The 26,321-nt window shown below is 41.0% G+C and carries 25 protein-coding genes; 18 read left to right on the forward strand and 7 right to left on the reverse strand.

Annotation, left to right across the window (positions count from 1 at the left end; all coding sequences use genetic code 11):
- From B2X72_RS00850 to B2X72_RS00900, 11 genes are all read left to right on the forward strand, one after another.
- Positions 1 to 227 (forward strand): bL27 family ribosomal protein (locus tag B2X72_RS00850; protein WP_286848068.1); only part of this gene is annotated, 227 nt, incomplete at its 5' end.
- Between the two features lie 324 nt (positions 228 to 551).
- Entirely contained in the window at positions 552 to 1,295 is a 744-nt protein-coding gene (locus B2X72_RS00855) for a hypothetical protein (protein WP_145326899.1), read from the forward strand.
- 5 nt (positions 1,296 to 1,300) lie between these two features.
- Entirely contained in the window at positions 1,301 to 1,891 is a 591-nt protein-coding gene (locus B2X72_RS00860; protein ID WP_145326898.1) for a hypothetical protein, read from the forward strand.
- A gap of 236 nt (positions 1,892 to 2,127) precedes the next feature.
- A complete protein-coding gene (locus B2X72_RS00865) occupies positions 2,128 to 3,096 on the forward strand; it encodes a formylglycine-generating enzyme family protein (RefSeq protein ID WP_075992891.1) in 969 nt (322 codons plus the stop codon).
- A 26-nt stretch (positions 3,097 to 3,122) separates the two neighbouring features.
- Positions 3,123 to 4,436 (forward strand): Gfo/Idh/MocA family oxidoreductase, encoded by a 1,314-nt coding sequence (locus tag B2X72_RS00870; protein WP_046672915.1) that lies wholly within the window; start codon positions 3,123 to 3,125, stop codon positions 4,434 to 4,436.
- 12 nt (positions 4,437 to 4,448) lie between these two features.
- Positions 4,449 to 5,471, forward strand: coding sequence for an FAD:protein FMN transferase (locus B2X72_RS00875; protein WP_145326897.1), 1,023 nt, complete (start codon positions 4,449 to 4,451; stop codon positions 5,469 to 5,471).
- A 15-nt stretch (positions 5,472 to 5,486) separates the two neighbouring features.
- Complete coding sequence (locus B2X72_RS00880) at positions 5,487 to 6,410, forward strand: hydroxypyruvate isomerase family protein (RefSeq protein ID WP_145326896.1); 924 nt, start codon at positions 5,487 to 5,489, stop codon at positions 6,408 to 6,410.
- Between the two features lie 95 nt (positions 6,411 to 6,505).
- Positions 6,506 to 7,744, forward strand: a complete 1,239-nt coding sequence (locus B2X72_RS00885; protein WP_145327011.1) for a nucleoside permease — start codon at positions 6,506 to 6,508, stop codon at positions 7,742 to 7,744.
- A gap of 42 nt (positions 7,745 to 7,786) precedes the next feature.
- Positions 7,787 to 9,472 carry a GMC oxidoreductase gene (locus tag B2X72_RS00890; RefSeq protein WP_153844724.1) on the forward strand — a complete coding sequence of 562 codons (1,686 nt, stop codon included), beginning with the start codon at positions 7,787 to 7,789 and terminating at the stop codon, positions 9,470 to 9,472.
- A gap of 19 nt (positions 9,473 to 9,491) precedes the next feature.
- The gene (locus B2X72_RS00895; protein ID WP_120334075.1) at positions 9,492 to 10,925 is read left to right on the forward strand and encodes a Gfo/Idh/MocA family protein; all 1,434 of its coding nucleotides are present in this window, start codon (positions 9,492 to 9,494) and stop codon (positions 10,923 to 10,925) included.
- A 19-nt stretch (positions 10,926 to 10,944) separates the two neighbouring features.
- Positions 10,945 to 11,574: a gluconate 2-dehydrogenase subunit 3 family protein gene (locus B2X72_RS00900; protein ID WP_075992886.1), complete on the forward strand. Its 630-nt coding sequence runs from the start codon at positions 10,945 to 10,947 to the stop codon at positions 11,572 to 11,574.
- Positions 11,575 to 11,621: 47 nt separating this feature from the next.
- Here B2X72_RS00900 and B2X72_RS00905 read toward each other — a convergent pair whose 3' ends face one another.
- Positions 11,622 to 12,347 carry an acyl-[acyl-carrier-protein] thioesterase gene (locus B2X72_RS00905; RefSeq protein ID WP_286848069.1) on the reverse strand — a complete coding sequence of 242 codons (726 nt, stop codon included), beginning with the start codon at positions 12,345 to 12,347 and terminating at the stop codon, positions 11,622 to 11,624.
- Positions 12,348 to 12,671: 324 nt separating this feature from the next.
- On the opposite strand from B2X72_RS00905, the gene B2X72_RS00910 reads away from it, so the two are divergent.
- The gene (locus B2X72_RS00910; protein ID WP_172462508.1) at positions 12,672 to 12,938 is read left to right on the forward strand and encodes a hypothetical protein; all 267 of its coding nucleotides are present in this window, start codon (positions 12,672 to 12,674) and stop codon (positions 12,936 to 12,938) included.
- A 119-nt stretch (positions 12,939 to 13,057) separates the two neighbouring features.
- Here B2X72_RS00910 and B2X72_RS00915 read toward each other — a convergent pair whose 3' ends face one another.
- From B2X72_RS00915 to panB, 6 genes are all read right to left on the reverse strand, one after another.
- Positions 13,058 to 14,359, reverse strand: coding sequence for a TolC family protein (locus B2X72_RS00915; protein WP_286848070.1), 1,302 nt, complete (start codon positions 14,357 to 14,359; stop codon positions 13,058 to 13,060).
- Positions 14,360 to 14,366: 7 nt separating this feature from the next.
- Positions 14,367 to 17,450: an efflux RND transporter permease subunit gene (locus B2X72_RS00920; RefSeq protein WP_286848071.1), complete on the reverse strand. Its 3,084-nt coding sequence runs from the start codon at positions 17,448 to 17,450 to the stop codon at positions 14,367 to 14,369.
- 6 nt (positions 17,451 to 17,456) lie between these two features.
- Complete coding sequence (locus B2X72_RS00925) at positions 17,457 to 18,518, reverse strand: efflux RND transporter periplasmic adaptor subunit (RefSeq protein WP_286848072.1); 1,062 nt, start codon at positions 18,516 to 18,518, stop codon at positions 17,457 to 17,459.
- Positions 18,519 to 18,717: 199 nt separating this feature from the next.
- Entirely contained in the window at positions 18,718 to 18,870 is a 153-nt protein-coding gene (locus tag B2X72_RS00930; protein ID WP_075992880.1) for a 30S ribosomal protein THX, read from the reverse strand.
- An 83-nt stretch (positions 18,871 to 18,953) separates the two neighbouring features.
- Positions 18,954 to 19,556, reverse strand: coding sequence for a hypothetical protein (locus B2X72_RS00935; RefSeq protein ID WP_286848073.1), 603 nt, complete (start codon positions 19,554 to 19,556; stop codon positions 18,954 to 18,956).
- 9 nt (positions 19,557 to 19,565) lie between these two features.
- Entirely contained in the window at positions 19,566 to 20,381 is an 816-nt protein-coding gene (gene panB / locus B2X72_RS00940) for a 3-methyl-2-oxobutanoate hydroxymethyltransferase (protein ID WP_286848074.1), read from the reverse strand.
- An 83-nt stretch (positions 20,382 to 20,464) separates the two neighbouring features.
- Between panB and B2X72_RS00945 the strand changes: the two genes are divergently transcribed.
- From B2X72_RS00945 to B2X72_RS00970, 6 genes are all read left to right on the forward strand, one after another.
- Positions 20,465 to 21,208 carry an RluA family pseudouridine synthase gene (locus tag B2X72_RS00945; RefSeq protein ID WP_088161769.1) on the forward strand — a complete coding sequence of 248 codons (744 nt, stop codon included), beginning with the start codon at positions 20,465 to 20,467 and terminating at the stop codon, positions 21,206 to 21,208.
- A 122-nt stretch (positions 21,209 to 21,330) separates the two neighbouring features.
- Positions 21,331 to 21,795 (forward strand): TlpA family protein disulfide reductase, encoded by a 465-nt coding sequence (locus B2X72_RS00950; RefSeq protein WP_422663687.1) that lies wholly within the window; start codon positions 21,331 to 21,333, stop codon positions 21,793 to 21,795.
- A 22-nt stretch (positions 21,796 to 21,817) separates the two neighbouring features.
- Positions 21,818 to 22,654 carry an orotidine-5'-phosphate decarboxylase gene (pyrF, locus tag B2X72_RS00955; protein ID WP_112376356.1) on the forward strand — a complete coding sequence of 279 codons (837 nt, stop codon included), beginning with the start codon at positions 21,818 to 21,820 and terminating at the stop codon, positions 22,652 to 22,654.
- A 42-nt stretch (positions 22,655 to 22,696) separates the two neighbouring features.
- Positions 22,697 to 24,247: a glutamine-hydrolyzing GMP synthase gene (guaA, locus tag B2X72_RS00960; RefSeq protein ID WP_120334085.1), complete on the forward strand. Its 1,551-nt coding sequence runs from the start codon at positions 22,697 to 22,699 to the stop codon at positions 24,245 to 24,247.
- A complete protein-coding gene (locus B2X72_RS00965; protein ID WP_286848076.1) occupies positions 24,204 to 25,487 on the forward strand; it encodes an ABC transporter substrate-binding protein in 1,284 nt (427 codons plus the stop codon). The genes guaA and B2X72_RS00965 overlap by 44 nt, the downstream gene beginning before the upstream one ends.
- A gap of 7 nt (positions 25,488 to 25,494) precedes the next feature.
- Positions 25,495 to 26,321 (forward strand): RsmB/NOP family class I SAM-dependent RNA methyltransferase (locus tag B2X72_RS00970; RefSeq protein ID WP_286848077.1); only part of this gene is annotated, 827 nt, incomplete at its 3' end.

Raw genomic sequence — 26,321 nt, forward strand, 5'->3', positions numbered from 1 at the left:
GCCGTGAGTCACATAGCAAGCGTTTAGGTATCAAAATCTTCGGTGGTCAACAAGCAATCGCTGGTAACATCATCGTACGCCAACGCGGTACACAACACAATCCTGACACAAACGTTGGTATTGGTAAAGACCACACATTGTTCGCTTTAGTAGACGGTAAAGTAGTTTTCCGTAAAAAAGCTAACAATAAATCTTATGTATCTGTAGTTCCTACAGAACAAGCATAAGGTTTTGCAACAATATTGGAAAGGCATCAAGAAATTGATGCCTTTTTTTGTTGTTTATACTTTTAGCTACTGTTCCGATGTGTCTGCTATCGGGTGATGCTGGAGCAGGATAGCGGGCTGCTCTGCGGAATTGCTACCTGGTATGCTGAATTTATCGGGCTTGGTACTGAGCTTTTTAAGCTTTTTGGGCTGTTTAAATTGTTATTTTCTGTTAAATGTAACCGCTTTGGTACAATTTTTATAAGGGATAGGTGTTTTTAAGACAATAGGCGTAGCATTCGTAAATATCACTGGATGCAAGCACGATTGAATAAATACTTACATATGAAATACAACAAGTTTGGATATGGTTTGTGTGCCGGGTTATTTGCCTGTTCATTTTATTCCTGTAGTTCGATTTACATGCCTAATGTGCCTTCAGCGCCGATGTTTACAGAAGCTGGCGAGGTCTATGTTTCCGGCAATATCAATACAAAGGCCAATGTATCGGCCAACCTGGGGGTAGCTGTAACTGATCATGTGGCTGTCATTGCCAATGGTTCATATGTCGATAATAGATCCAATATCAAAGACTACGCACAAAAGATGGGTGAAGCGGGGATAGGTTATTTTACACGCTTTGGTAGAAAAAATAATCGTGTATTTGAGGTTTACGGGGGCTATGGACTGGGTAATACCAGCGTGGTTGATAAGCGTTCGTCGACAATGGGACAAGCCGTTGTAGAAACGAAGGACATGGATTTTGACAAGGTGTTTGTGCAGGTGAACTTTTCATCGGAGAAAAAGGATGCCCTGAAATTGTTCGGCAACCGGCATGATATCGATTACGGTACCATCATCCGGCTGAGCAATATGCGTATGAAAAATTTTGCTATTGATGGTCTTCCGGCAGAGAAAGAAGATAATATGCTTATTGAACCTGTATTTTATACAAGAATGGGGTTAGGGAAAGGATGGAAGTTGCAATATACGAACGGTATGGTATTCGGTTTTAAAAGTAATACCTATTTAAAAGCAGGGTACCCATTGTTTACACTGGGAGTTTTATATAAATTTGGAGGAAAATAGTGGCTATGAGCAAGAAAATTTTATTTGGATGTTTGGTTCTGCTGGGGTTGTTTATTTCCGGCTGTGGTGTGAGTCGACAAAAGGCACAGATCGAAAATTTGGCGAAATGTAAATTCGATGTGGAATCGGTAGATAGTATTCGATTGGCTGGAACATCATTGCAACGACTGATCAGGAATAATCAAATTGACCTAGGTGCCGCGCCGAGCTTGGCATTGGCCTATTTGCGGAAAGATATTCCATTGGATGCAGTTATCCGACTTAAAATTGATAACCCGACGCTCAAAAAAGCGTCTATCAATAAGTTCCAGTATATCATTCTTTACGGCGGACAGCAGCTTGTGGAAGGGATTGTGAATCAATCATTACAAATAGAGCCCGGAGAATCTACAGTGGCCAATGTGCGTATAGCCACCAATATCTATGATTTGTTGAAGAATTCGGACCTGCAGGATTTTTTAATGTCAAGCGATGAGAATAAAAAGGGAATATTTACGTTAAAAGTTAAACCTTCTATCAATATCGCAGGGCAGTCGGTGTTCTACCCGGGGTATATTACCATCGATAAGGCGGTAAGTCGTAAGATTCTGCTTTAGACACAGGCATGCTGTGATAAGATATCGAGGTTTTCCATGAAAATGGAAAACCTTTTTTATTGATCTTGATTTTCAGGCTAATTAAGTTCCCCGAGGATCCTAATCAGTATCTTGCTAAATCGTTATTACGAATGGACTATTATGTTAAGAATTAAACTGTAATAAAAAAGTTATAGTGTCAAAGTGTAAAGTATACACCTTATTTTATATTTTAGTCTCTAATTACAAACCTAAATATGTTAAAAAGAATCTTTATTCCTGTTTTGTTATTTGCTGGCGTGCACGCTATGGCTCAGAAGACGTTCGAACCGTATGAGCAACCCATTGAAGGAACCAATCTGACGTTCAAAATGCTAGCAATCCCTGGTGGTAGTTTTAAAATGGGAACTACAAGCGGCGGGAAAGAAGATGAAAAACCTGCACATGAGGTGAAGTTGGACCCATTTTGGATGGGGCAGTATGAAGTAACCTGGGATCTCTTTGAACCGTTTCTGTATAAAGATTATGAGATCGCAAAGAGTAAGGACGGTAAAGTATCCAAAGAGATTGATGCCGTTACGCGACCTACCAAACCCTATTTGGATATGACTTTTGGTTTTGGAAAAGAAGGACACCCGGCCTTGGCGATGACCCATTACAATGCCATCCAATTCTGTAAGTGGTTGTATGTCCGTACGGGTGTGTTTTATCGTTTACCAACAGAGGCTGAGTGGGAATATGCAGCTCGAGCTGGTTCAAAGACAACTTATTTTTTCGGTGATCAAGCAACGCCATTAGCAGATTATGCCTGGTTTAAAGATAACGGTGAACAGAAAACACATATTGTAGGACAGAAGAAACCGAACCCTTGGGGCCTTTATGATATTTATGGCAATGTTGCTGAGTGGACTTATGACCAATATAAGGCCGATAGTTACAATGAAGGCAAAGGAAAGGTATTGACCAACCCCGTAGTTGTTCCGACAACCCTGTATCCACATGTTGTACGAGGTGGTGCTTTTGACAGTGGGGCCGAGGACATGCGCTCTGCAGCGCGTGGTGCTTCAGATCCCGTGTGGAAACAGTTGGATCCACAAATTCCAAAAAGTAACTGGTGGTTTCCGGAAGCCCCATTTGTGGGTATGAGACTGGTAAGACCCCTTAATCCACCCAGTCACGAAGAAATTATGGCTTATTACGACAAACAGCCAATCAAAGACTTTTAATATAAAATAATCAATATAAAACTGTTATGGAAAATCTAGAAAGAAGAGATTTTATTAAAACTTCTGCTGTAGTTGCTGGGGGCGCTGTGTTGAGCTCAATGCCTTTATCAGGTGCATATGCTGCTGGTTCAGATGTTATCAAAGTTGCCTTAGTGGGCTGTGGGGGCCGCGGAACTGGAGCTACATTTGATGCGTTAAGTTCGGGAATGAACATTAAAGTGGTGGCACTTGCAGATGCTTTTAAAGATAATTTAGAGAGTACTTATAAAACGCTGAAAGAAAAATGGCAAGATAAGATCGATGTAAGTGACAACCATAAATTTGTAGGGTTCGATGCGTATAAAGATGCAATTCAATTGGCCGATGTTGTTATTTTGGCAACTCCTCCAGGATTTAGACCAATGCATTTTGAGGAAGCGATCCGTCAAGGTAAACATGTTTTCATGGAGAAACCGGTAGCGGTTGATATACCTGGTGTACAACAGGTCTTACGTGTGGCTGCAGAAGCTAAACGTAAAAAATTGAATGTTGTGGTTGGTTTGCAACGCCGTTATCAAACGAATTACCGTGAGGCTATCAAACGTATTCACGAAGGTGCTATCGGTGATGTTACCTCTGGACAAGTCTACTGGAACTCAGGTGGCGTATGGGTGCGTCCGCGCAAGCCAGAGCAAACTGAAATGGAGTACCAAATGCGTAACTGGTATTATTTTAACTGGTTGTGTGGCGATCATATCGTTGAGCAGCACGTGCACAATATTGATATCGCCAATTGGGTAAAAGGCGCTTATCCCGTATCGATCCAAGGCACAGGGAGCAGAGCACACCGTACAGGCAAAGAGTATGGTGAAATCTATGATAATTTTGCATTAGAATTAACCTATGCTGATAACAGTGTTGTTTATAGTCAGTGTAGACACTTTGAGGGTATACATAACCGTGTAGACGAGCAATTCCAGGCAACAAAAGGACGTGCTTATCTTTCTGCAGGTGGACAGGCTGTATTGTACGACTGGAAAGGAAAAGAAATCTATCGCCATGATGCCAAGGGCAATCCAAATCCTTATCAACAAGAACATAAGGAACTTTTTACAGCAATTTCGAAAGGCGAATATAAATTTGATAATGCAGAATATGGTGCTTATAGTACGTTGACAGGTATTATCGGGCGTATTGCTTGTTATACAGGTAAGGTGATCAAATGGGATGAAGCCTTGAAATCTACTATCAAACTGGGGCCAGATGTACTTGCTTGGGATGCTAAACCAAAGTTACTTCCGGATGCAGAAGGTTTTTACCCTGTAGCGATGCCTGGTCAAAACACAAACCTATATATTTAAGTTTTTGGGCCGATGGGATTAAGGTGGAATTTGTGTCTTCTATTTTTTGTCACGATTTGTTGCATTGATGTACAGGCGCAAATACCATCAACGAAACTCCATAAAATTCGGCTGGAAGGACCCGCGCAGGGGACTCAATTCCATATCACTTACTTCGCTTCCGACAGTCTTGTTAGACGGTCGGAAGTTGACAGTATTTTAACGGCGATTGATTTTTCGATGTCAATTTATCGGAAGGACTCGAGAATATCCAAGTTCAATACAGATACGGTAATGTCTATTGTGATGGATAGCCATATGGCCAAGGTGATAAAAGCTTCCTTTAAATATCATAAATTATCGAAAGGTCAATTCGATATTACTATTGCCCCGCTAGTCAACCTATGGGGCTTTGGTGCTAATAAGAGTCCGGTCGCCCCAGATTCGGCGACGGTGCTAAAAGCGAAGGAACTAGTGGGAATGCACTATCTGAAGGTTAGCGGCAATCGGCTTATCAAAAAGAAGAAAGGGATTAAAATAGATGTAAATGGTATTGCCCAGGGCTATACGGTAGATGTTTTGGCCGACTATCTTGGGCGAAAGGGGATTGCCAATTATATGGTAGAGGTCGGTGGTGAAATCAGGGCTTTAGGGACTCCGCCAAGTGGGCAGGGCTTTTCTATTGGTATTGTTCAGCCCGATGATGCGGGCGGGGAGGAATTGATGACCGCTGTTGCGCAGCTCAAAGAAGGGGCGCTGACAACGGCAGGCAGTTTCGAAAAGTTTATTAAGTACAAAGGGAAAAAATTGGGTCATCATATCGACCCTGTTTCGGGTTTTCCATACATGACCGATATATTGAGTGTCAGCGTCTATGCGAAGACTGCTATGGAAGCAGATGCACTGGATAATTATTTTATGGGCATGGAACCCGAACAAGTTAAGACAAAGGCCAAAAAATTGAAGGGTGTGGAGGTTTTTGTCATTTTTAAAAATAAAAATCAGTCCATCGAAGCGATTTATTCGGATGGATTTGGTAAATTATTTAAAAATTAATCAATTATAAATAAAATGAAGAGATCGGATTTTATTAAAGGTAGTCTTTTGGCCGCCGGGGCAGGACTAGCTGGACAGACTTTTGCGTCAACCACTCAAAATACAGCAAATACGATGGATAAAGGAAAGACATTTAACTTAAATTATGCCCCGCATCAGGGGATGTTCAAAAATCATGCAGGTGACAATTTCCTGGATGAAATTCGGTATATGTATGATTTGGGATTTCGTGGAATAGAAGATAATGGCTATTTGGGCAGAACATTGGATGAGCAGAAGAAGATCGGTGATTTATTGGCTAAGTTAGGCATGACAATGGGTGTATTTGTTGTGGATGGCGGACAAAACTGGATGCCTTCTTTAGCGACGGGTAAACAAGAGTATTTAGATAAGTTTGTCGAAACATGCAAGAAGTCTGTCGAAGCTGCCAAGCGTTGCAATGCAAAATGGCTGACTGTGGTACCGGGCTTTTATGAAAGAAAACTACCTTGGGGTAATCAGTTCAGCAACATACTTACTGCGATGCGTAAGGGTGCGGAGATCTTTGAACCACATGGTTTGGTGATGGTGTTGGAAACCTTAAGTGATACACCAGATTTATTTTTGCAGCAAACACATGAGACGTATGCTTTATGTAAGGCCGTGAACAGTCCATCCTGTAAAATTTTATATGATATTTATCATATGCAGCGTACCGAGGGAGATTTAATTGCAAATATGAATCGTTGCTGGGATGAAATTGCTTATATTCAGATTGGCGATAATCCAGGCCGTAAAGAACCGACTACAGGAGAGATCAATTATAAAAACGTATTCAAACACATTCATAGTAAAGGATATAAGGGTGTCATGGGGATGGAACATGGTATTTCCAAACCTGGTAAAGAGGGTGAGGATCGCTTGGTGGCGGCTTATCGGGAGGTCGATAGCTTTTTGTAATATTTTAATAGTGTACTATTGACAATTAGATTTAATTTCTTAAATTGAGCAGGTAAAACCAATTAGTAGTATTGTAAAACACCATTTTTTTTATGATTTCATCAACAATAAAATTTAAACTATCCTTCATGATGTTCCTCGAATTTTTTATTTGGGGGGGATGGTTTGTCACATTAGGTACTTTTTTGAGCAAGAATTTGAATGCAACAGAATTTGAAAAGGCTAATGTATTTTCTACACAATCATTGGGTGCTATTATTGCTCCCTTTATTGTCGGAATGATTGCAGATCGCTATTTCAATGCGGAGCGTATTTTGGGTGTTTTACACTTGGTCGGTGCGGTATTGATGTATCAGATGTATGGTGCTGCAGACATGTCGACATTTTATCCGTATGTTTTGGCCTATATGATACTTTACATGCCAACATTAGCTTTGACTAGTTCAGTTTCTTTTCGCCAATTGACGAATCCAGAAAAACAGTTCTCAGGTATACGTATTTGGGGAACTATTGGTTGGATAGTAGCTGGTTTAGTTATCAGTTATTTTTGGGATGCAAAAGCATCAGAAGGAGCATTAAAAAATACTTTCCTATTATCGGGTGTTGCTTCTTTAGTATTGGGTGTATTTTCTTTTGCACTGCCTAAAACGCCGCCGGTTAAATTGGATGAAACCGAAAAACCATCCTTTGCATCAATCATTGGTCTGGATGCGATTAAATTGTTAAAAGACAAGAACTTCTTTATTTTTTTCATTTCTTCGGTATTGATCTGTATTCCTCTGGCATTTTATTATTCGAATGCAAACCCTTTTCTTTCCGAGATAGGGCTAGAAAATGCTACTGGTAAAATGACAATCGGTCAGGGCTCTGAGGTATTGTTCTTATTGGCCTTACCAATTTTCTTTACAAGATTTGGCTTTAAGAAAACAATTTTAGTCGGTATGTTGGCTTGGGTAATCCGTTATCTGTTATTTGCTTATGGCAATGCGGGCGAACTATCGTTCATGTTGTTGATCGGTATTGCATTGCACGGTATCTGTTACGACTTTTTCTTTGTTTCGGGACAGATTTATACAGATAGCAAAGCTGGCGTTAAATACAAATCAGCAGCACAGGGCTTGATCACTTTGGCAACCTATGGCGTTGGACAGTTGATCGGTTTTTGGGTAGCTGGTTACGTAGGAGACAAATACAAAGAAATGAAGACAACAGACCTAGCGGGATTTTGGAATCATACTTGGGTTGTACCTGCAATAATCGCAGCTGTTGTATTTTTTATCTTTTTAGCTTTTTTCAAGGACGAAAAGATCGACAGTACAAATGCTGCACACTAAACAGAAAAAATAACTATTTAAAAACAAATAATTAGAAGAGAGATGGCAACAAATACTTATGACGCAATTGTAATTGGTTCGGGGATAAGTGGTGGATGGGCTGCGAAAGAATTGACAGAGAAAGGGCTGAAAACAATTATGCTGGAGCGTGGTCGTAACATTGAACACATCAAGGATTATACTGCGCCAAATAAAAATCCATGGGAATGGCCTCATGCTGGTGGTCGTACGCAACAAATGATCGAAGATTATCCGGTTTTGCGTAGAGATTATCCTTTGAATGAGAAGAACCTGGATTTTTGGGTAAATGAAAAAGAGAGTCCATATACAGAGGTAAAACGTTTTGACTGGTACCGTGGGTATCATGTTGGTGGACGTTCTTTAATGTGGGGAAGACAATCTTATCGTTTGGGCGATTTGGATTTTGAAGCTAACTTAAAAGATGGCCACGGTGTGGATTGGCCGATTCGTTATAATGAAATTGCTCCTTGGTATAGTTATGCTGAAAAATTTGCGGGTATCTCTGGAAATAGAGACGGTGTACCGTCTTTGCCAGATGGAGATTACATGCCTGCAATGGCGATGAATATTGTTGAAAAAGACCTGGCTGAGCGTTTGAAAAAACAATACGGTGGTCAACGTCATTTCATCATGGGTAGAACAGCAAACATTACTGTTCCGCATCATGACCGTGTAAATTGTCAATATCAAAATCAATGTTGGTTGGGTTGTAATTTTGGTGCTTATTTCAGTACGCAATCGGCGACTCTTCCTGCAGCAAAAAAGACAAATAACTTGACATTACGTCCTTTTTCTATCGTAACAAAAATTATCTACGATAAAAACACGAAAAAGGCAAAAGGCGTTGAGATTGTAGATGCTGAGACAAATCAAACTTATGAGTTTTTCGCTAAAGTAATTTTTGTTTGTGCATCTGCATTGAACTCGACTTGGGTATTGATGAACTCAGCTACAGATGTTTGGGAAGGTGGTTTAGGAAGTAGCAGCGGTGAATTGGGCCACAATTTGATGGATCACCATTTCCGTTGTGGTGCTGGTGGTAAGTTGGAAGGCTATTTAGATAGTTATGTATTTGGACGTAGACCGACAGGTTTGTATGTACCACGTTTTGTAAACGTCGAAGGTGATACCAAAAAACGCGACTATGTACGTGGATTTGGCTACCAAGGTGCTGCAGGTCGTGGACGCTGGTCTGGTGCAGTAGCAGAGATGGAAGTAGGTGGCGCTTGGAAAGATGCGATCTGTGAGCCAGGCGACTGGACGGTTGGCTTTACAGCCTTTGGAGAAACCTTGCCATATCACGAAAATAAAATTACACTTGACAAGTCCAAAAAAGATAAATGGGGTTTACCTGTATTGTCTTTTGACGCTGAGATCAAGGATAATGAATTGAAGATGCGTGGTGACATGCAAAATGAAATGAAGGAAATGTTGGAAAGCATTGGCGTAAAAGATACGTATACGTACGATAACGTATATGGTCTGGGCCAAGGTATCCACGAAATGGGAACTGCCCGTATGGGACGTGATCCGAAAACTTCGGTATTAAATGGTAACAACCAAGTTTGGGATGCATTGAATGTTTTCGTAACGGATGGTGCTTGTATGACTTCTGCAGGTTGTGTCAACCCTTCATTAACGTATATGGCACTTACTGCTCGTGCGGTTGATTTCGCAGTGAGCGAATTGAAAAAAGGTAACATCTAATAGCTAAAGATTGATAACAATGGAAAATAACTCAAATAAGACGAGTAGAAGAGGTTTTATAAAGAGCGCGGCAACAGCTGCTGCGGCTTTTATGATCGTCCCTCGCCATGTATTGGGCGGAAATGGCTTTACAGCTCCAAGTGACAAATTGCAAGTAGCAGGTATTGGTGTAGGGGGTAAAGGTTTTAGTGACATCAATGCATTCCATGATTCAGGAAAGGCAGATCTAGCTTTCTTGTGTGATGTGGACGACCGTCGTGCAGCTGGTGCGTTGAAACGTTACCCGAAAGCAAAATATTACAAAGACTACCGTGAGATGTTGGATAAGGAGCACAAACGTATAGAAGCCGTTTCTGTATCAACTCCAGATCATCAACATGCGATTCAAGCGCTTGCAGCTATGCAATTGGGTAAACACGTGTACGTTCAAAAACCGTTGACTCACGATGTATGGGAAGCGAGAGCATTGACGCATGCAGCTAAGAAATATAAGGTTGTTACCCAAATGGGAAATCAAGGTGCATCAAATGATGGACCACGTTTTGTACGTGAATGGTACGAAGCAGGTCTGATCGGTGATGTACATACGGTATATTGTTGGACAGATCGTCCGGTATGGCCTTCAGGTATTGCATGGCCTACAGGTAAAGCTGAAATTCCAAAAGAATTGGATTGGGACCTTTGGTTAGGTACAGCGCCACATAAAGAGTATGTTGACAAATTGGTGCCTTTCAACTGGCGCGGCTGGTGGGATTACGGTACTGGTGCATTGGGCGATATGGGCTGCCACTTGTTGGAAGTTCCTTTCAGTACTTTAGGATTGACTTATGTACAAGATGTACAGGCAACTGTAGGATCGGTGTATGTGGATGAGTTCAAACGGGGATATTTCCCTGAAAGTTGCCCTCCATCGAGCCATGCGACATTAACTTTCCCTAAAACGCCACGTACAAATGGTCCTGTTACGTTACATTGGATGGATGGTGGTATTCAGCCTGCTCGTCCGGATGAATTAGGTCCAAACGAAATTTTTGGTGACGGTGGTAATGGTATCTTACTTGTTGGTACAAAAGGTAAAATCCTTGCTGATACCTACGGCCAGAATGCACGCTTGTTGCCGACTTCAAGAAAAGAACAGGTGGCACAGAAATATGCCCGTGTTCAAGGACAAGAAGGCGGACACTATGCACAATGGGTTGAAGCTTGTCAGGCTGGATACGGCAAGAAAGAAGTGAGTTCACCTTTTGAAATAGCGGGTCCGTTGACAGAAGCTTTATTAATGGCTAACCTGGCAATCAGAGGTGCTGATTTACGTATTGATGGTAAATACCCTGGACGTAACTTAAAATTGTTGTGGGATAACGATAACATGCGTGTCACCAATTTTGATAACGTCAATCAATATGTAAAACGTAATTACAGACAAGGTTGGGAAATGAAATATAATTTCTAAAATTAAGATATTTAGTAGTATGAATAGAAGAGAAGCATTACAACGAGTTGCCTTAATTTTAGGAGGTACCGTTATCGGCGCTAATTTATTTTTGGAAGGTTGTACACGCTCAGCAACAAAAGATGTACAAGCCTTGTTTGAAGCGAAGACAACTGATTTATTAGGTGACTTGGCTGAAGCAATTTTACCAGCTACCGCAACTCCGGGTGCGAAAGAAGCAGGGGTAGGAAGTTTTATTCCGGTCATGGTTCGCGATTGTTATACGGAGAAGCAACAAAAAGCATTTTTAACTGGTTTTGGGAGCTTAGATGATAAAGCAAAAGAGGTGAAAGGAAAACCATTCCTGGAGCTTTCTGCTGAAGACAGAACAGCTGTTGCCGCTGCTTTGGATAAAGAAGCAAACGAGTTTAATAAAAAGCAAGCTGAAGATCAAAAAGATATTCTGGAGAAAAATAAAGAAAAACAAAATCAATTGTACAATTATGTTGAGAACGATCCACCACACTGGTTCACGATGTTCAAACAGTTGACATTGACTGGTTTCTTTAACTCAGAGCTGGGTTGTACAAAAGCTTTGCGTTTTGTGAAGATCCCAGGAAGATTTGATGGTAACCTTCCTTACAAAAAAGGAGATAAGGCATTTGCATAACATTATGCTATATGTAAAATAAAAGGGAGGCCCAAAGCCTCCCTTTTTTATTTTGTTTCTATAGCCAAAGCAAAGTGGATTCGTTGCTGTTTAGTAACCGTCATAAAGTAACCTTGATCTGTTGCATCGCCGTTAATTTCAACGGTATCATTATAGCGTAATTCACGCAGGTAATTCATCTCTAAGGATCTGATCTGATTGGTCAATACCAGCTCAATGGGCAATCTGTCCATACACCAATCCAGGTATTTTACATTGTTGGCGTGATTGACAATGTCCAGGTCAGAAAGCCTAACGCTATATTCATCAATATTTTTGACGGTCTGGGAAATATTCAATTTTGAAAATGGCTGTTGTGTTGCCGGGCGATCAGGATAGGTGGTAAAATCTTCAGTGGAAATTGCGAGTGTTTCAGAGCTCCTTTTCACGGTATTGATAACAGCCCAATAACTGGTTGCAGTAACATAGATCTGTCCATTGACTGTAATTTCGAAATTCCGCGTTGAGCGTGCGCCCTCTAATTCTTGAACCCAAGTTTTTACCTTGACATGGTCCATCCATTTGGGCAAGCGTGCAATCTCTATGCGTATGCGGCTAAGTACCCAGGTTTGGTTATGTTTGGCCATTTCTTTAAAACCGAATCCGACAGCATTGGCATGTTCTCCCGCGGTAAGCTGCAGGATATTGGATAAATCGGAGAAACGAATACGGCCGTTAGAATAGCATTGTGTGAAATAAATTTCCCACTCTTTTTCAAAAACAGATTTTTCCATTTACATATTGTTTTGATCAAAAATAGGCAATATGAATGATTTTGGCTATAAATTCAAAATGAAATGACACTATATTTAGATATCTCGTTATAAATGCCTGTTGGGCTTGCTGGTAACCCTCAAAGCGGAGCAGTGTGTCCAAAGTACAATCGTTTTTTTATTGTAAAATAAATGATAGTTTTCAAGGATTTAATTGATTTTTATCATGGGAATCGGTAGATTTAAATAAGCCAATGGCAGAAAGAGATAAAATAAGATTGGCTTTAAAGCGTTATAAAAGTAGCATAGCGCAAAACAATAATTTACACATTAAATGCTAGTATTATGGTTGGAGAACTAATAGCTAAAGAGGAAATTCCTCAATTTAAATTTATCCCGGCGAGTGAAGATAAGACAGCGACTTTTATGGATAAATTGAAAGGGGCACTTCGGTTGGGAAATGAGTTTAAATCCAAAACTGAAATCGCCTTTGAGACTGATTCCGGACCAAAGCGTATCGAGACCACTGTATGGTCGTTAACCGATAGATATATTCAGATTAAAAGTGGCGTTTTAATACCGCTGAAATCTATTATAGCAATTGACTATTAAATAGACAAAGAAAGGCTCCTTATTTAGTTAAGGAGCCTTTCGCTTTTAATAATAGATGCTGTTAAGAAGCGCATCAGATAGTGTTCCTTTCTAAGAGGGCCTCTTGCAAAAAGAAATTTCTAATACGTTTCGCCTGTTAATTCTTTTAGGCGTATCTCGGATACCTTCGCATCATATTGTGCTGTATAGCTACGTGTCATTACATTGATGTAGTTTAACTGCGCTGTTCTTACTTCTAAGGTTGTGATGGTACCGATACGGAATTTATCCATCGTGATGTTTAAATTTTCTTTTGCCAGCTCCTCATTTTTCCGTTCTACATTAGCCAGCTCCATATTGGTGATGTAGGTTTGGAATAGGGTTCTGACCTGAGCCTGGATATCCTGTTTTTGTTGCTGTACCTGTAGCTCGGAGCCTTTAATCTGAAATTTGGCAATCCGTTCGTTTCTATTTTGCAGAAATCCATTGAAAATATTAAGGGAAGCCGATACGCCGTAGGTAAGACCTCTATTTTTGTTTTCTGTCGAGAAACCGAGGGAGGAGTGGGATTCGTTCCAATTGTACCCACTATTTAGGCCAATTTTGGGATAACGTTCGGCCTTAACTGCTTTTAAGTTGAGCTCGGCCACCCGATTGTTGATGATGGCAAGCTGAATTTGCGGATTTTGTCGATCGGCAATTTCGATCAGATTACCAAGTTTAAGATCCGTATCAAGTTTCATGTCGTCTTCAATTTGAAAATCCAGGCTCAAGTCGCGCGTCATCAGCTGATTGAGGTAAGTCTTGGTATTTTTGAAGCTTTCCTGTTGTCTGAGTAAGTTTGTCTGATCGGTATTTAAATCGACTTTTGCGTTCAGGAGGTCAAGCTTGGAGCCTTTTCCGATCTCCAGGCGATTTTCGGCAAGCATGACACGGTATCTCGATAAGGTGATGGTGGTATCTAGGGCATTTATCAGGCGCTTTTGCTGCACCAGATTGTAGTAGGTAGCCATGACTTCGCTGAGCTGGGTAATCACTTGATATTTAATCTCCGCTTCCCCTTGACGTTGTATTTCTTTGAAGCGGTCGCGACGGGCGAACATGCCCAATCCATCGAATATCGTCCAGTTTAGGTTGACTCCATAAGACATGTTATCATTTTTTGCATTGGAAATCTGCTGTATTTGACCATCTGCTCTGACCTGCCTTGAATTCTGGATGGAGTTGCTTCTATTGAACGTTCCAGTTACCGCTGGAAGCATACCGGCGCTTCCCAGACTGGTATTCTCCATATCGATGTTATTGTCATTTTTAGCCAAAAGAATATTGAAGTTATTGCTCAACGTTGTTTTTAGCGCATCTTCCAAGGTCAGTATCTCTTGTGCACGAGCTTGAAACATGATGGAGTAAAGTAATACTAGTAGGATGAAATTTCTCTTCATGTCTTTATTATTCGTAGCTTTTAATGTTATCAAATTCAGGTCTATGCTTTTTTTGTGTTGACCACATGTAATAGATTGCCGGGATAATGAACAAGGTTAGGATAAGGGAGAATATTGTACCACCAACGATAACAACCCCCATACCAATTCTACTCGTTGAAGCAGCTCCAAGTGACATGGCAATCGGTAATGCGCCCAAGGCAATGGCTAGACTTGTCATTAAGATCGGTCTGAGGCGTGATTCGGCAGAGTGCATAATTGCCTCAAATTTTTCCATTCCCTCTTCGCGCATCTGGTTGGCAAACTCAACAATCAAGATACCATTTTTGGTCACGAGACCAATTAGCATAATCGTTCCAATTTGGCTGAATATATTCCAGGTTTGATCAAATAACCATAGACTTATCAGTGCTCCGGCAACGGCCATGGGTACCGTAAGGATAATGATAAATGGGTCGAGGAAGCTTTCAAATTGGGCCGCTAAGATCAGGTAGATAAGCAACAAAGCAAGGCCAAAGGCAAATAGTGTATTGGAACTACTTTCAACGAAGTCACGTGATTCGCCACTGAGGTCGGTGGTGAAACTCTGATCGAGGACCTTTTCTTTTATGCGATCCATTGCTGCAATGCCGTCACTCATACTCATGCCCGGCGCCAAACCGGCTGAAACTGTAGCCGACATGTAGCGGTTATTGTGGTAGAGTTGGGGTGGACTGCTCTCTTCCTTAACGCTTACAACGTTGTCTAACTGGATAAGCTGTCCGAGGTTATTTCGCACGTAAATTGACGCAAGGTCTGTAGGTGTGGCTCTACGGTCGTTTTCAACCTGGCCTATGACCTGATATTGTTTGCCATCACGCATAAAATAAGCGAAACGTTGGCCGCTTAGTAATAATTGGAGGGACTGCGAAACGTCAAGTACAGAAACGCCCAGACTGAGGGCTTTCAGACGATCAATTTCTACATGCAGTTCGGGTTTGTTGAACTTCAGGTTGATGTCCGTTGTGGAGAATGCGGGATCGCTGTTGACCTCATTCATAAATTCGGGTATCTTTTCCTGAAGTTTTTCAAAATTTTGTGCCTGGATAATGTACTGAACAGGTAATCCACCTCTGCGATTCATGGATATCGTCGGCGTTTGCGAAACATTGACGCGGACACCGTCGTATTTTTTTGTCCATTTAGTGAGCTCTTTGGCAATATCGTCCTGTGATTTTTTACGCTCACTTGGATCAACGAGAGTCATCCGTATACGTCCGGAGTTGACTGAGCTTGCGCCGAAACCCGGAGAGGTAATGTTTAAACTGATTTTGTTCTCAGGAATGGAATCGTAGACCAATTTGTCCAATTCCTGCATGTATCGGTCCATGTATTCATAGGTAGCACCTTCCGGGCCTGTCACATTGACGGAGATATTACTTCTGTCATCATAAGGCGCCGTTTCTTTTTTAATGGAGGAGAAAAGGATGCCAATAATGACAAAACATAGGATCAGGATTGGAAAGCTGATCCATTTGAATTTCATGAATTTCTCCAGTGCATTGGCATAACCTTTATTCATTTTGACGAACATAGGTTCGGTCCAATCGTAAAATTTCGTCTTCTTGTGTCCACCACCTTTGATTAGATAGGCATTGAGCATCGGCGTGAGGGTGAGGGAAACAAATGCGGAAACCAATACGGCCGAGGCGATGACGACACCAAACTCCCGGAAAAGCCGTCCCACAAATCCCTGAAGAAATATAACGGGTAAGAATACGGCTGCAAGTGTGATTGAAATGGAAATAACAGCGAAGAATATTTCCTTCGACCCTTTCAGGGCCGCCTCAATAGGGGACATTCCTTCTTCAACTTTCTTGAAGATATTTTCGGTAACAACGATACCATCGTCGACAACAAGCCCCGTCGCGAGTACAATAGCAAGCAGCGTCAGTACATTGATGGAAAATCCGAAAATATACATAATAAAGAATGTCGCGATCAAGGATACGGGAATGTCCAATAGAGGACGTAGTGCGATACCCCAGTCGCGGAAGAAAAAATAGATAATCAGGGTGACCAGGATGATCGAAATCAGGAGTGTCTCGGCGACCTCCTCAACAGATTTTTTGATGAATGTCGTATTATCAGAAGCGATGTTGAGTATAATATCTTGGGGCAGATCTTCTTTGATCTGATCGAGCATTTTATAGAAATTGTTGGCAATATCGAGGTAATTTGTTCCAGGCTGCGGAATAATGGCAATACCGACCAGCTGTTTACCGTTACTGACCATTTTTGTTTCGAGATTTTCAGCATCTATTTCTGCCCGGCCAATATCGATAAACTTGACGATACGACTGCTATCGGCCTTTAAAATGATGTTATTGAATTGCTCAGGAGTAGACAGGTTGCCGACGGTTTTTACGGTGAGCTCGGTTGTGTTTCCGACAATTTTCCCTGAAGGTAATTCAACATTCTGGCTATTCAATGCCGTACGAATATCCGAAGCTGTGATACCATAGGCAGCCATACGGTCGGGGTTGAGCCATAGACGCATAGCGTAACGTTTTTGACCATAGATCTGTGTGCTGCTGACACCGGGGATGGTTTGCAACCTTTCGGAAATCACATTTTCGGCGTAGTCGCTCAGCGAAAGTTTATCGCGCGTCTCACTTTGCAATGTCAATGTAATAATAGGATCGGAGTCCGCATCGGCTTTGGATACCACTGGTGGGGCATCAATATCCTGTGGTAGGCTTCGCATGGCTTGGGATACTTTATCCCGGACATCATTTGCGGCTTCCTCAAGGTTCTTTTTTAAGTCAAACTCAATGGTGATATTACTGGATCCCTGATTGCTCGAAGAAGAGATGTTGCGGATACCATCGATCGAGTTTATGGCCTTTTCTAGCGGCTCGGTAATCTGAGATTCAATGATATCTGGATTGGCACCGGCATAGTTTGTTCTGACGGAAACAATCGCTGGGTCAATAGAGGGGTATTCGCGTACGCCTAGAAAACTAAAACCAATATAGCCAAACAATATGATGGTAATATTGACGACAATAGTTAAAACAGGACGTTTAATAAAAACTGCAGATAAATTCATGTACAACTAGTTAGCTAATGATACCTTAACTTTTGCTCCATCTTTTAACGACAGAACGCCCGTGGTTAAAACGGTGTCACCGGCACTGATGCCAGATAGAATGACGATGTCTTTGTCGGTACGCGCACCTGTTTCAACCTTCACTTCCTTGGCAAGGCCATGCTGTAATACAAAGACCTTTTTTCCATCCTGTACGGGAACAATGGCTTCTGTTGGAATGGATATCGCATCGTTTTCCACTTCGATCGGCACAATCACATTGACAAAGGATCCGACTTTCAATTTACCCTGATCGTTCGTTGCTCTGGCGCGGACGGTGAGTGTTCTGGTGTTAAGTGATACTTGCGGTTCAACGGCGTAAATGTTTGCTTTTATGACGGTTGGGTCGTTGGCTACGCTGAACTCAATGGGCATGTTTATTTTAACAATATTGCTGTATTTTTCGGGAACTGCAAAGGTAATTTTGACAAGATTGTCCTTCACTAAGTTTGTAATCAGGGTACTGGATGAGACAATGGCTCCTACGGAAATATTCCGAAGTCCAATCATGCCACTAAAAGGGGCGCGGATGGTTGTTTTGGATATTTGTGCCTGAATCAACTGGATCTGTGCTAAGGAGGTTTTTAAAGCTGCACTGGCTATATCAAACTCCTCCTGACTGATTGCTCCTTTTTGCAGCAGCAGTCTGGCCCGACGTTCATTTTCGGCATTCAGCTGGTTTGTTGTTTGTGCTTGTCTTAATTGTGCCTGAAGTTCAATATCATCAATCTTGATCAAGGGTTCGCCCTGTTTGATGCGCTGCCCTTCGGAGAAATAGATTTTGGTGATTCGACCACTTACTTCACTTCTGATTTCAACCTGCTCTTCTGCGTCAATGCTTCCCGAGAGATTAATGGATCGATCGGCGACGGAAGATTTGGCAATGATAGCCTGTGCGGGGACTGGCATATCTTTTTTCCCATTGGGCTTATCAGCTTCTTTTTTGTCTTTTTTAGCAGTTATCAGAAAGTATCCACCGCCAAACACAGCACAAGCCAAAAGGAGGTAAATGATCGATTTTTTATTCATACGGATATAGTCTCTTATGTACTTTTTACATTTAACGGGTAAATATAGGTTTATTATTATGATGATATCAGTTGTCAAAAGGATTTTACAATACGACCAAAACATTGCAAATGAACATCGAAACGGGCATCGAAATGGAGGTAGCAGGAACGATTGGAAATAAAAAAAGCCAGAAATAAATTTCTAGCTTTATTGATTACTATTTTTTTGATTTTGCTTTTTGTTCCACTTCTTTTGAAGCCCCATTTTTTACTTTTGGCTTGATGGCAGCTTTCGATACATGTGGTCTTCTTTTTCCAAAAGAACCATTTGATATTTTTCCTCTTCTGGTTTTGATATCACCTTTTCCCATAGTGTAAAATATTTTGGTTTTAACAAATTATATTGATTACCTAAATATAACACTTTCTTTTCGGATGTTCAACCTGTTCATTTTTAAATAATTGGAAAAATACGTTTTTGAATAGCTACGTCGAAGTTTTGATTAATCGTGTCGAAAAATAAATTATTGACGGGCCTGTTTTCAGCGACTAAATAGGGGATTTCCAATATTTTGTTCTTTAACTTAATACGATAGTAGCCGTATAATAAACCTTTGGTCGTTTGAATTGATTCGATCTTCTGAACGGCTTCTATGTCCTTAAAAATGTTAAAAGCATAATTTTCTCCTTTTAGCTGTTCAATAAAAACCTCATTGGTTTTGGCATTGTACCATATTTGTTGGCTTTTGAGCTTACTAAAGTGGTTGTTGAACAGAAAGAGATAGCCCAACAAGAAAAAGGCAATCGGAAGCAGGAACAGGACAATTTTTATCTTCATGAACAGCAAAACGGTGATCAAAATGAGGATAACCCCCATGACGGCATTGGAAACGCTCTTCTTTAGATTTGCCTGGATGACTGGAGATGAAGCTTCAATCAACTGAAAACCTGATTTTAAATTTCTGGACATATCTTCGGTAAACCCAAATAGATTGAATTTTTTGCGTATCATCAGATAAGCAATAAGAACAATAAGCCCAATGATCAAAAACCGCATATTTTTCTTCTAGTATTGTTCGTCTTCGTTCGGGTATTGTACTGCTTTTACTTCGGCCACATAATTTGCTACTGCTGTTGTGATTTGTTCGTGCAAATTAGCGAAATGACGCATAAATTTTGGTTTGAAATCGGCATTCATTCCAAGCATGTCGTTAATCACAAGGACTTGTCCATCGCAATCCGGCCCAGCCCCAATACCAACTGTTGGAATCGCTAGTTTTTCGGTTACTGTTTTAGCTAATTTTGCCGGTATCTTTTCCAGAACAATTGCAAAACAGCCCGCCTCCTGCAAAGCGAGTGCATCTTCTATTAATTTAGCGGCTTCTTGCTCTTCTTTTGCCCGCACACCAAAATTTCCAAATTTATTGATGGATTGGGGAGTCAAGCCCAGGTGTCCACATACAGGGATTCCTCCGGCAATGATTTTTTTGATGTTTTCGATGATTTCAAGTCCTCCCTCGAGTTTTAATGCGTGCGCACCTGATTCTTTCATCATGCGTACAGCTGCATTGTAAGCTTCATTGGCAGAGCCCTGATAAGATCCAAATGGCAAATCTGCTAATACCATGGCACGCTCGGTACCCCGAGCAACGGAAGCGGCATGGTAGATCATATTATCTAGGGTGATAGGCAAGGTTGTTTCGTAGCCAGCAAATACGTTGGCAGCGGAATCTCCAATCAAAATAACGTCAACACCAGCTTGATCTACCATTTTGGCCATGGAGTAATCATAGCTTGTAAGCATAGAAATCTTTTCCTGACGTTCTTTCATGGCTTGCAGCATTGCTGTGCTTACTCGTTTCATTTCTTTGTTTACAGACATCTTAACTTATATTGTGTGTTCAAAAGTAAGCTTTTTATCATACATTGACCAATATTCTGCCTTGTGTTTTGTATTTTTGCAAAATGATACAAAATGAGAATCGTCTATTTAAATTTCCCAAATTTTCAGAATTAATCATCCATGAGGATGAAAATTTGATTGTTATCAATAAACCGCCGTTTGTCGCTTCTTTAGATGAACGTGAGGGTGGGGAGGTCAATATTCTTCGCTTGGCGAAGAAATATCATCCTGATGCACAGGTATGCCACCGCCTGGATAAAGAGACCTCGGGTATTTTATTAATTGCAAAAAATCCAGAAACATACCGTACAATTTCCATTGCATTTGAAAAAAGAAAAGTGAATAAGATTTATCATGCAATCATAGGTGGTACACATACTTTTCAGGATTTGCTTGTCGATTTGCCCATCTTGAACCAAGGCAATAAAAATGTATCTATTGATCGTGCAAACGGCAAACCGGCAGAGACCATCTTCAATTCGATCAAATACTACAAGAACTATACCTTAGTGGAATGTAAACCCATTACAGGACGCATGCACCAAATCCGTATTCACCTAGCGACACAACATGCCGCTATTGTGGGGGATGACATGTATCGCGGTAAACCTGTGTATTTGTCCCAAATCAAGAAAAGGGGATATACATTATCCAAAGATGAAGAGGAACAACCCATTATGAAGCGTTTTGCACTACATTCAAAACATGTTGAATTTGAGTTGAACGGAGTTAAGATGGCTTTTGAGGCACCTTATCCAAAGGATTTTGCGACCTTGTTGAAGCTGTTGGATAAGTTTGATTCTTAATAGCGGGATTACCTATGAGTCCGAAGACAAAAAAGATAATCGGAAACGTTGTATTTGTACTGCTCATCGGTTTGTTGATCTGGCCAACAAGTAGAAGTTATTTTCAGCAATTTTTAATGAAAATGGGTTTTTTCAAACCTAAACTGGAGCTTAATTCAGCTTCTAAAGATTCCGATAGGGTGGCTCCAGGGGGCGCATTCAGTCATGTCTCCTTTGTCAATTCGCTGGGAGAAACAGTCAAGGTGGCCGATCTGAAGGGAAAAGTGGTGTTTATTAATTTTTGGGCAACGTGGTGTGCACCTTGTCGCGCAGAAATGCCTTCGATCAATGTACTCTATGATCGCTATAAAGATAACGCAAATATGGTGTTTTTGATTGTGGAGATAGAAGGCAGGAAAGCAAAAGCAGAGGCTTTTATGAAGGAACAGCAGCTGACTTTGCCGATTAGTTTTCCAAATAGTGATATTCCAAAGGAGTGGCTCTCGGGNNAGGACAAAGCGGGTAATGTAGCGACACGGCATGAAGGTATGGCGGATTATTCAAGCCCTGATGTAGGTAAATTTATTCAAGATTTAATCAATAAATAATTTTAAGATCTCTAAATATAGCATGACAAGAGCAGAACTTATTCATCAAATAAAAGCGAAACGCTCATTTTTATGTGTCGGATTAGACACAGACCTCACGAAAATCCCGGAGCATCTCTTGGATGATGAGGATCCGATCTATAGCTTCAATAAGGCTATCATAGATGCAACGGCTGATTTGTGTGTTGCCTATAAGCCCAATATTGCGTTTTATGAATGTTATGGAATCAAAGGCTGGCAATCGCTTCAAAAAACCTGGGCTGCGTTACCAAAGGATTGTTTCAGTATTGCTGACGCAAAAAGGGGGGATATTGGCAATACGTCGGGACGTTATGCGATGGCATTTTTTGATGAAAAGACGTCTGGTCTTGGCTTTGATAGTATTACAATCGCACCTTATATGGGGAAGGACTCGGTGACTCCATTTTTGGATTTTAACGATAAATGGGCAATCGTACTTGCTTTGACATCGAATGAGGGTAGCTTGGACTTTCAAAATTTTGAAAACAAAGAAGGGCTGCAATTGTTCGAACAGGTGATCGATAAAGTCAATACTTGGGGTACACCTGACAATTTGATGTATGTGGTCGGAGCAACACGTGGGGAGGGCTTTATTAAAATTAGAGAACATGCACCAGATCATTTTTTATTGGTTCCAGGAGTGGGGGCACAAGGCGGCTCGCTTGAAGATGTTTGTAAATTTGGTATGAACAAAGATTGCGGGCTTTTAGTAAACAGCACAAGGGGAATTATCTATGCCTCAAACGGACGTGATTTCGCTGAAAGAGCACGGGAGGAAGCCCTAATTCTACAGAAAGAAATGGAAGTAGAACTGTTAAAAGCAGGCATTATTTCCTGATTTGACATTTAATAATTCATTCGTAATACTTACCTTTGCAGCATGCCAGAAAAAATTATAATTCTAGACTTCGGGTCTCAATACACACAGTTGATCGCTAGACGTGTCAGAGAACTAAATGTGTATTGTGAGATACACCCGTTCAATAAATTGCCAGATTTTGATGACTCCGTAAAAGGTGTTATCTTTTCAGGAAGTCCTTATTCTGTTAGACAAGAAGATGCACCGCAAATTGATTTTGTCGCTATTCAGGATCGTTTCCCACTTTTAGGAGTTTGTTACGGAGCACAATACATCGCTCAAAAATCAGGTGGTGAAGTGTTACCTTCTGAAATCCGCGAATATGGTCGTGCAAATCTGCAGTTTGTCAATAGTGAGAATGAATTATTGGCAGGAGTACCAACTCAATCGCAGGTATGGATGTCACATGGAGACACTATCAAAGAAGTTCCTGCAAATTTTGACATTATAGCAAGTACGGATAAAGTTCGTGTTGCTGCTTATCAAGTAAAAGGTACCCGCACCTATGGTATACAATTCCACCCGGAAGTAACACATAGTACTGATGGGGCTATCTTATTAAAAAACTTCGTTGTAAACATTTGTGGTTGTGCACAGGACTGGACACCGGACGCATTTGTTGAAACAACAGTATCCTCTTTGAAAGCGCAATTGGGTGACGATCACGTTATCATGGCTTTGTCAGGAGGAGTAGATTCAACAGTAGCAGCAGTATTGTTGCATCAAGCAATCGGAAAAAAATTACATTGTATTTTCGTAGATCATGGTCTGCTTCGTAAAGATGAATACGAGCAGGTGTTGGATTCTTACAAAAATATGGGGTTAAATATTAAAGGAATAAATGCCAAGGATTTATTTTATGGTAGATTAGCTGGGGTTTCTGAACCAGAAGAGAAACGCAAAATCATTGGTAATTCATTTATTGATGTTTTTGATGAAGCTGCAAAAGAAATCCAAAAAGAATTACCTGAAGGAATTGAAGCGAAATGGTTGGGACAAGGAACAATTTACCCAGATATTATCGAGTCGGTTTCAGTGAAAGGACCGTCAGCAACAATCAAATCACACCATAACGTTGGTGGTTTACCTGATTTCATGAAATTGAAAGTCGTAGAACCGCTAAAAACGTTGTTTAAAGATGAAGTAAGAAGAGTAGGAAAAGCTTTAGAAGTGGATCAGGCAATTTTAGGCAGACATCCCTTCCCTGGACCAGGTTTGGCAATTCGTATTTTAGGTGATATTACACCTGAGCGTGTACGTATTGTACAAGAGGCTGATGCGATCTTTATCAATAATCTGAAGGAAGCTGGCTGGTACGATAAAGTATGGCAAGCTGGTACAATTTTCTTGCCAGTGCGTTCTGTAGGCGTAATGGGTGACGAGCGTACTTACGAGCATGTTGTTAGCTTACGTGCAGTTGGTTCTCTTGATGGAATGACTGCGGATTGGATACATTTACCATATGACCTGTTGGCAAAAATTTCAAATGAAATTATCAACCATGTGAAAGGAATAAACAGAGTTGTATATGATATCAGTTCAAAACCGCCCGCTACAATTGAGTGGGAATAAAATATGGGTTGCGGCACTTGTAGCATTATGTCTTGCAAGCTGCACAACGAAAAAAAGCACAGTATTGCGTTCGCCTTCCTCTGGTCAAGGCGAACAGCAAACTGCTGTGACTAAACCAGTAGTTGACAAAGATAAGACCATTGCCAAAGTGGGGGATATCCAGGATGTCAACGGCCATGCTGTGAAAAATAATCGCATCGCCTTGCTATTACCATTCGAGTTAAGTGGTATTGCGGGGACGATTACAAAAGAAGATGTGGAGCGTTCTTCCTTGGCGCTTGATTTTTATCAGGGATTTCAATTGGGCCTTGACAAAATTGCCAAAGAGGGGGCCTTATTTGATCTACAAGTAATTGATTCTCGAGACAATGTTGCCTATAATGCGACCTTGGGGACAGCGGTCAATGTGAAGGATGCCGTACTTGTGGTGGGCCCGGTGTATCCACGTGAGATAAAAAGCTTTGGGCAAACATTTGCAAATAAGAATGTGTTACAAGTTTCTCCGTTGGCGGCGACTATGGCTTCCGAATTTAGCTTACCTAATTTGGTTTCCATCACACCATCTATTCGTACACACTCGGAAACATTAGCAAAATATGTTGCTGATCAGTATTATACGGGTGATCAGATTCTGGTATACGATGCCGGTGACGATGAAAGCAAACAGTTTCTAGTCAATTTTGTTAGCGAAATTTCAAAGGCTAATGCACAGGCAAAAGTAAAAACTGTTATGAGCGTCAACGAGCTCAACAATAGCCTTGTGTTGACGGGAACTAATCATGTCATTTCTGGTACGGCTAATAAGAATTTGGTAAAGGGGCTTTTGGATGCGATGGACGAACGCTTTTTGAATCCAGGTAACCAGTTTAAGTTGTATGGACATCCAAATATGGCTAAGCTTTCGTTTGAGAATTTCGAAAATATGGATTTCTATGGACTTACTATTACCTCTTCCAACTTAGTGAATGAGAGTGATAGTGATACCCGCAAATTTATTGGAAATTATAAAACGGCTTATAAAGTAGACCCGTCTGAGTTTTCTTATAAAGGTTATGATGCCGCATTGTATTTCGGTCGATTGATTCATAAATATGGGGTGGATTATGTTAGCCGAATGACGCAAGATAAGTTTTCGGGATTGAATAGCGATTACAAATTTGAATTTTATCCAAAATGGGGCTATGCTAATAGAGCTTTGGGTATAATGGTTTATCACAACAAAAAATTTGAAAGAAAATAATCTTTGAATGGCTGAATTCAGTGAAAGACGTGTTCATCAGCAAATACGTAATTTTGAGCGGGCAATGGATGGTTTTGAAGCTGATCAACCATTTTCGCGTTATCTGACTACTTTTTTTAAGTTGAACAAGCAAATGGGATCTTCGGACCGGAAGTCTACCTCCCGTTTATGTTATAATTATTTTCGTCTGGGAATGGCGGCTTCGCAGTTGTCCCAACAGCGCAGGTTGGTGCTTGCGGAATTTCTATGTGAACAGGAAAGTCCTTTGGTGGCACTTTTTGAGCCTTCCTATAGCGATAAACTTCATCTGCCGCTGAAAGACAAAATTGCATTTCTGACGTCTGAAGGTGTTTTTAATCGGAATGACCTCTTTCCTTTCGTGGATTATATTTCTGAAGAGATCGACTTGGTGCAATTTTTAGAGAGCCAGTTGATCCAGCCCAACTTATATGTTCGGGTGAAACGCGGCAAGACAAAGATCGTGTGCGCTATTTTGGATAACAATCAGATTCCTTATTCCATGATTGGCGATCAGACTATTGCTTTGAATAATGGAACATCCTTGCAGCGATTTGATACTTTGGATGGGATTATAGAAGTGCAGGATCTGTCTTCGCAGCGCACTTTGGATTATATGAAACCCGCTGAAAGAGAATCCTGGTGGGATGCATGTGCGGCTTCGGGTGGCAAATCGCTCTTGTTGATGGATGCTTGTCCATCTGTTAATCTTTTGGTTTCTGATGTTCGCATGAGTATTCTCCGAAATCTCGATGAACGTTTTGACCGTGCCGGAATAAAGCATTACCGAAAAAAAATACTCGATCTTACCAAGGA

The sequence above is a fragment of the Sphingobacterium sp. UBA7253 genome (genome assembly GCF_002472745.1).
Lineage (GTDB): Bacteria > Bacteroidota > Bacteroidia > Sphingobacteriales > Sphingobacteriaceae > Sphingobacterium > Sphingobacterium siyangense.

Excerpts from the sequence above, each read along its gene's own strand:
- B2X72_RS00895 (WP_120334075.1), top strand. The coding sequence starts at position 9,492 with ATGGAAAATAACTCAAATAAGACGAGTAGAAGAGGTTTTATAAAGAGC.
- B2X72_RS00935 (WP_286848073.1), bottom strand. The coding sequence starts at position 19,556 with ATGCGGTTTTTGATCATTGGGCTTATTGTTCTTATTGCTTATCTGATG.
- B2X72_RS00860 (WP_145326898.1), top strand. The coding sequence starts at position 1,301 with ATGAGCAAGAAAATTTTATTTGGATGTTTGGTTCTGCTGGGGTTGTTT.
- B2X72_RS00855 (WP_145326899.1), top strand. The coding sequence starts at position 552 with ATGAAATACAACAAGTTTGGATATGGTTTGTGTGCCGGGTTATTTGCC.
- B2X72_RS00945 (WP_088161769.1), top strand. The coding sequence starts at position 20,465 with ATGATACAAAATGAGAATCGTCTATTTAAATTTCCCAAATTTTCAGAA.
- panB (WP_286848074.1), bottom strand. The coding sequence starts at position 20,381 with ATGTCTGTAAACAAAGAAATGAAACGAGTAAGCACAGCAATGCTGCAA.
- B2X72_RS00905 (WP_286848069.1), bottom strand. The coding sequence starts at position 12,347 with ATGGAAAAATCTGTTTTTGAAAAAGAGTGGGAAATTTATTTCACACAA.
- B2X72_RS00880 (WP_145326896.1), top strand. The coding sequence starts at position 5,487 with ATGAAGAGATCGGATTTTATTAAAGGTAGTCTTTTGGCCGCCGGGGCA.
- B2X72_RS00870 (WP_046672915.1), top strand. The coding sequence starts at position 3,123 with ATGGAAAATCTAGAAAGAAGAGATTTTATTAAAACTTCTGCTGTAGTT.
- B2X72_RS00875 (WP_145326897.1), top strand. The coding sequence starts at position 4,449 with ATGGGATTAAGGTGGAATTTGTGTCTTCTATTTTTTGTCACGATTTGT.
- B2X72_RS00890 (WP_153844724.1), top strand. The coding sequence starts at position 7,787 with ATGGCAACAAATACTTATGACGCAATTGTAATTGGTTCGGGGATAAGT.
- B2X72_RS00915 (WP_286848070.1), bottom strand. The coding sequence starts at position 14,359 with ATGAAGAGAAATTTCATCCTACTAGTATTACTTTACTCCATCATGTTT.
- B2X72_RS00920 (WP_286848071.1), bottom strand. The coding sequence starts at position 17,450 with ATGAATTTATCTGCAGTTTTTATTAAACGTCCTGTTTTAACTATTGTC.
- guaA (WP_120334085.1), top strand. The coding sequence starts at position 22,697 with ATGCCAGAAAAAATTATAATTCTAGACTTCGGGTCTCAATACACACAG.
- B2X72_RS00930 (WP_075992880.1), bottom strand. The coding sequence starts at position 18,870 with ATGGGAAAAGGTGATATCAAAACCAGAAGAGGAAAAATATCAAATGGT.
- B2X72_RS00965 (WP_286848076.1), top strand. The coding sequence starts at position 24,204 with ATGATATCAGTTCAAAACCGCCCGCTACAATTGAGTGGGAATAAAATA.
- B2X72_RS00865 (WP_075992891.1), top strand. The coding sequence starts at position 2,128 with ATGTTAAAAAGAATCTTTATTCCTGTTTTGTTATTTGCTGGCGTGCAC.
- B2X72_RS00925 (WP_286848072.1), bottom strand. The coding sequence starts at position 18,518 with ATGAATAAAAAATCGATCATTTACCTCCTTTTGGCTTGTGCTGTGTTT.
- B2X72_RS00910 (WP_172462508.1), top strand. The coding sequence starts at position 12,672 with ATGGTTGGAGAACTAATAGCTAAAGAGGAAATTCCTCAATTTAAATTT.
- pyrF (WP_112376356.1), top strand. The coding sequence starts at position 21,818 with ATGACAAGAGCAGAACTTATTCATCAAATAAAAGCGAAACGCTCATTT.
- B2X72_RS00900 (WP_075992886.1), top strand. The coding sequence starts at position 10,945 with ATGAATAGAAGAGAAGCATTACAACGAGTTGCCTTAATTTTAGGAGGT.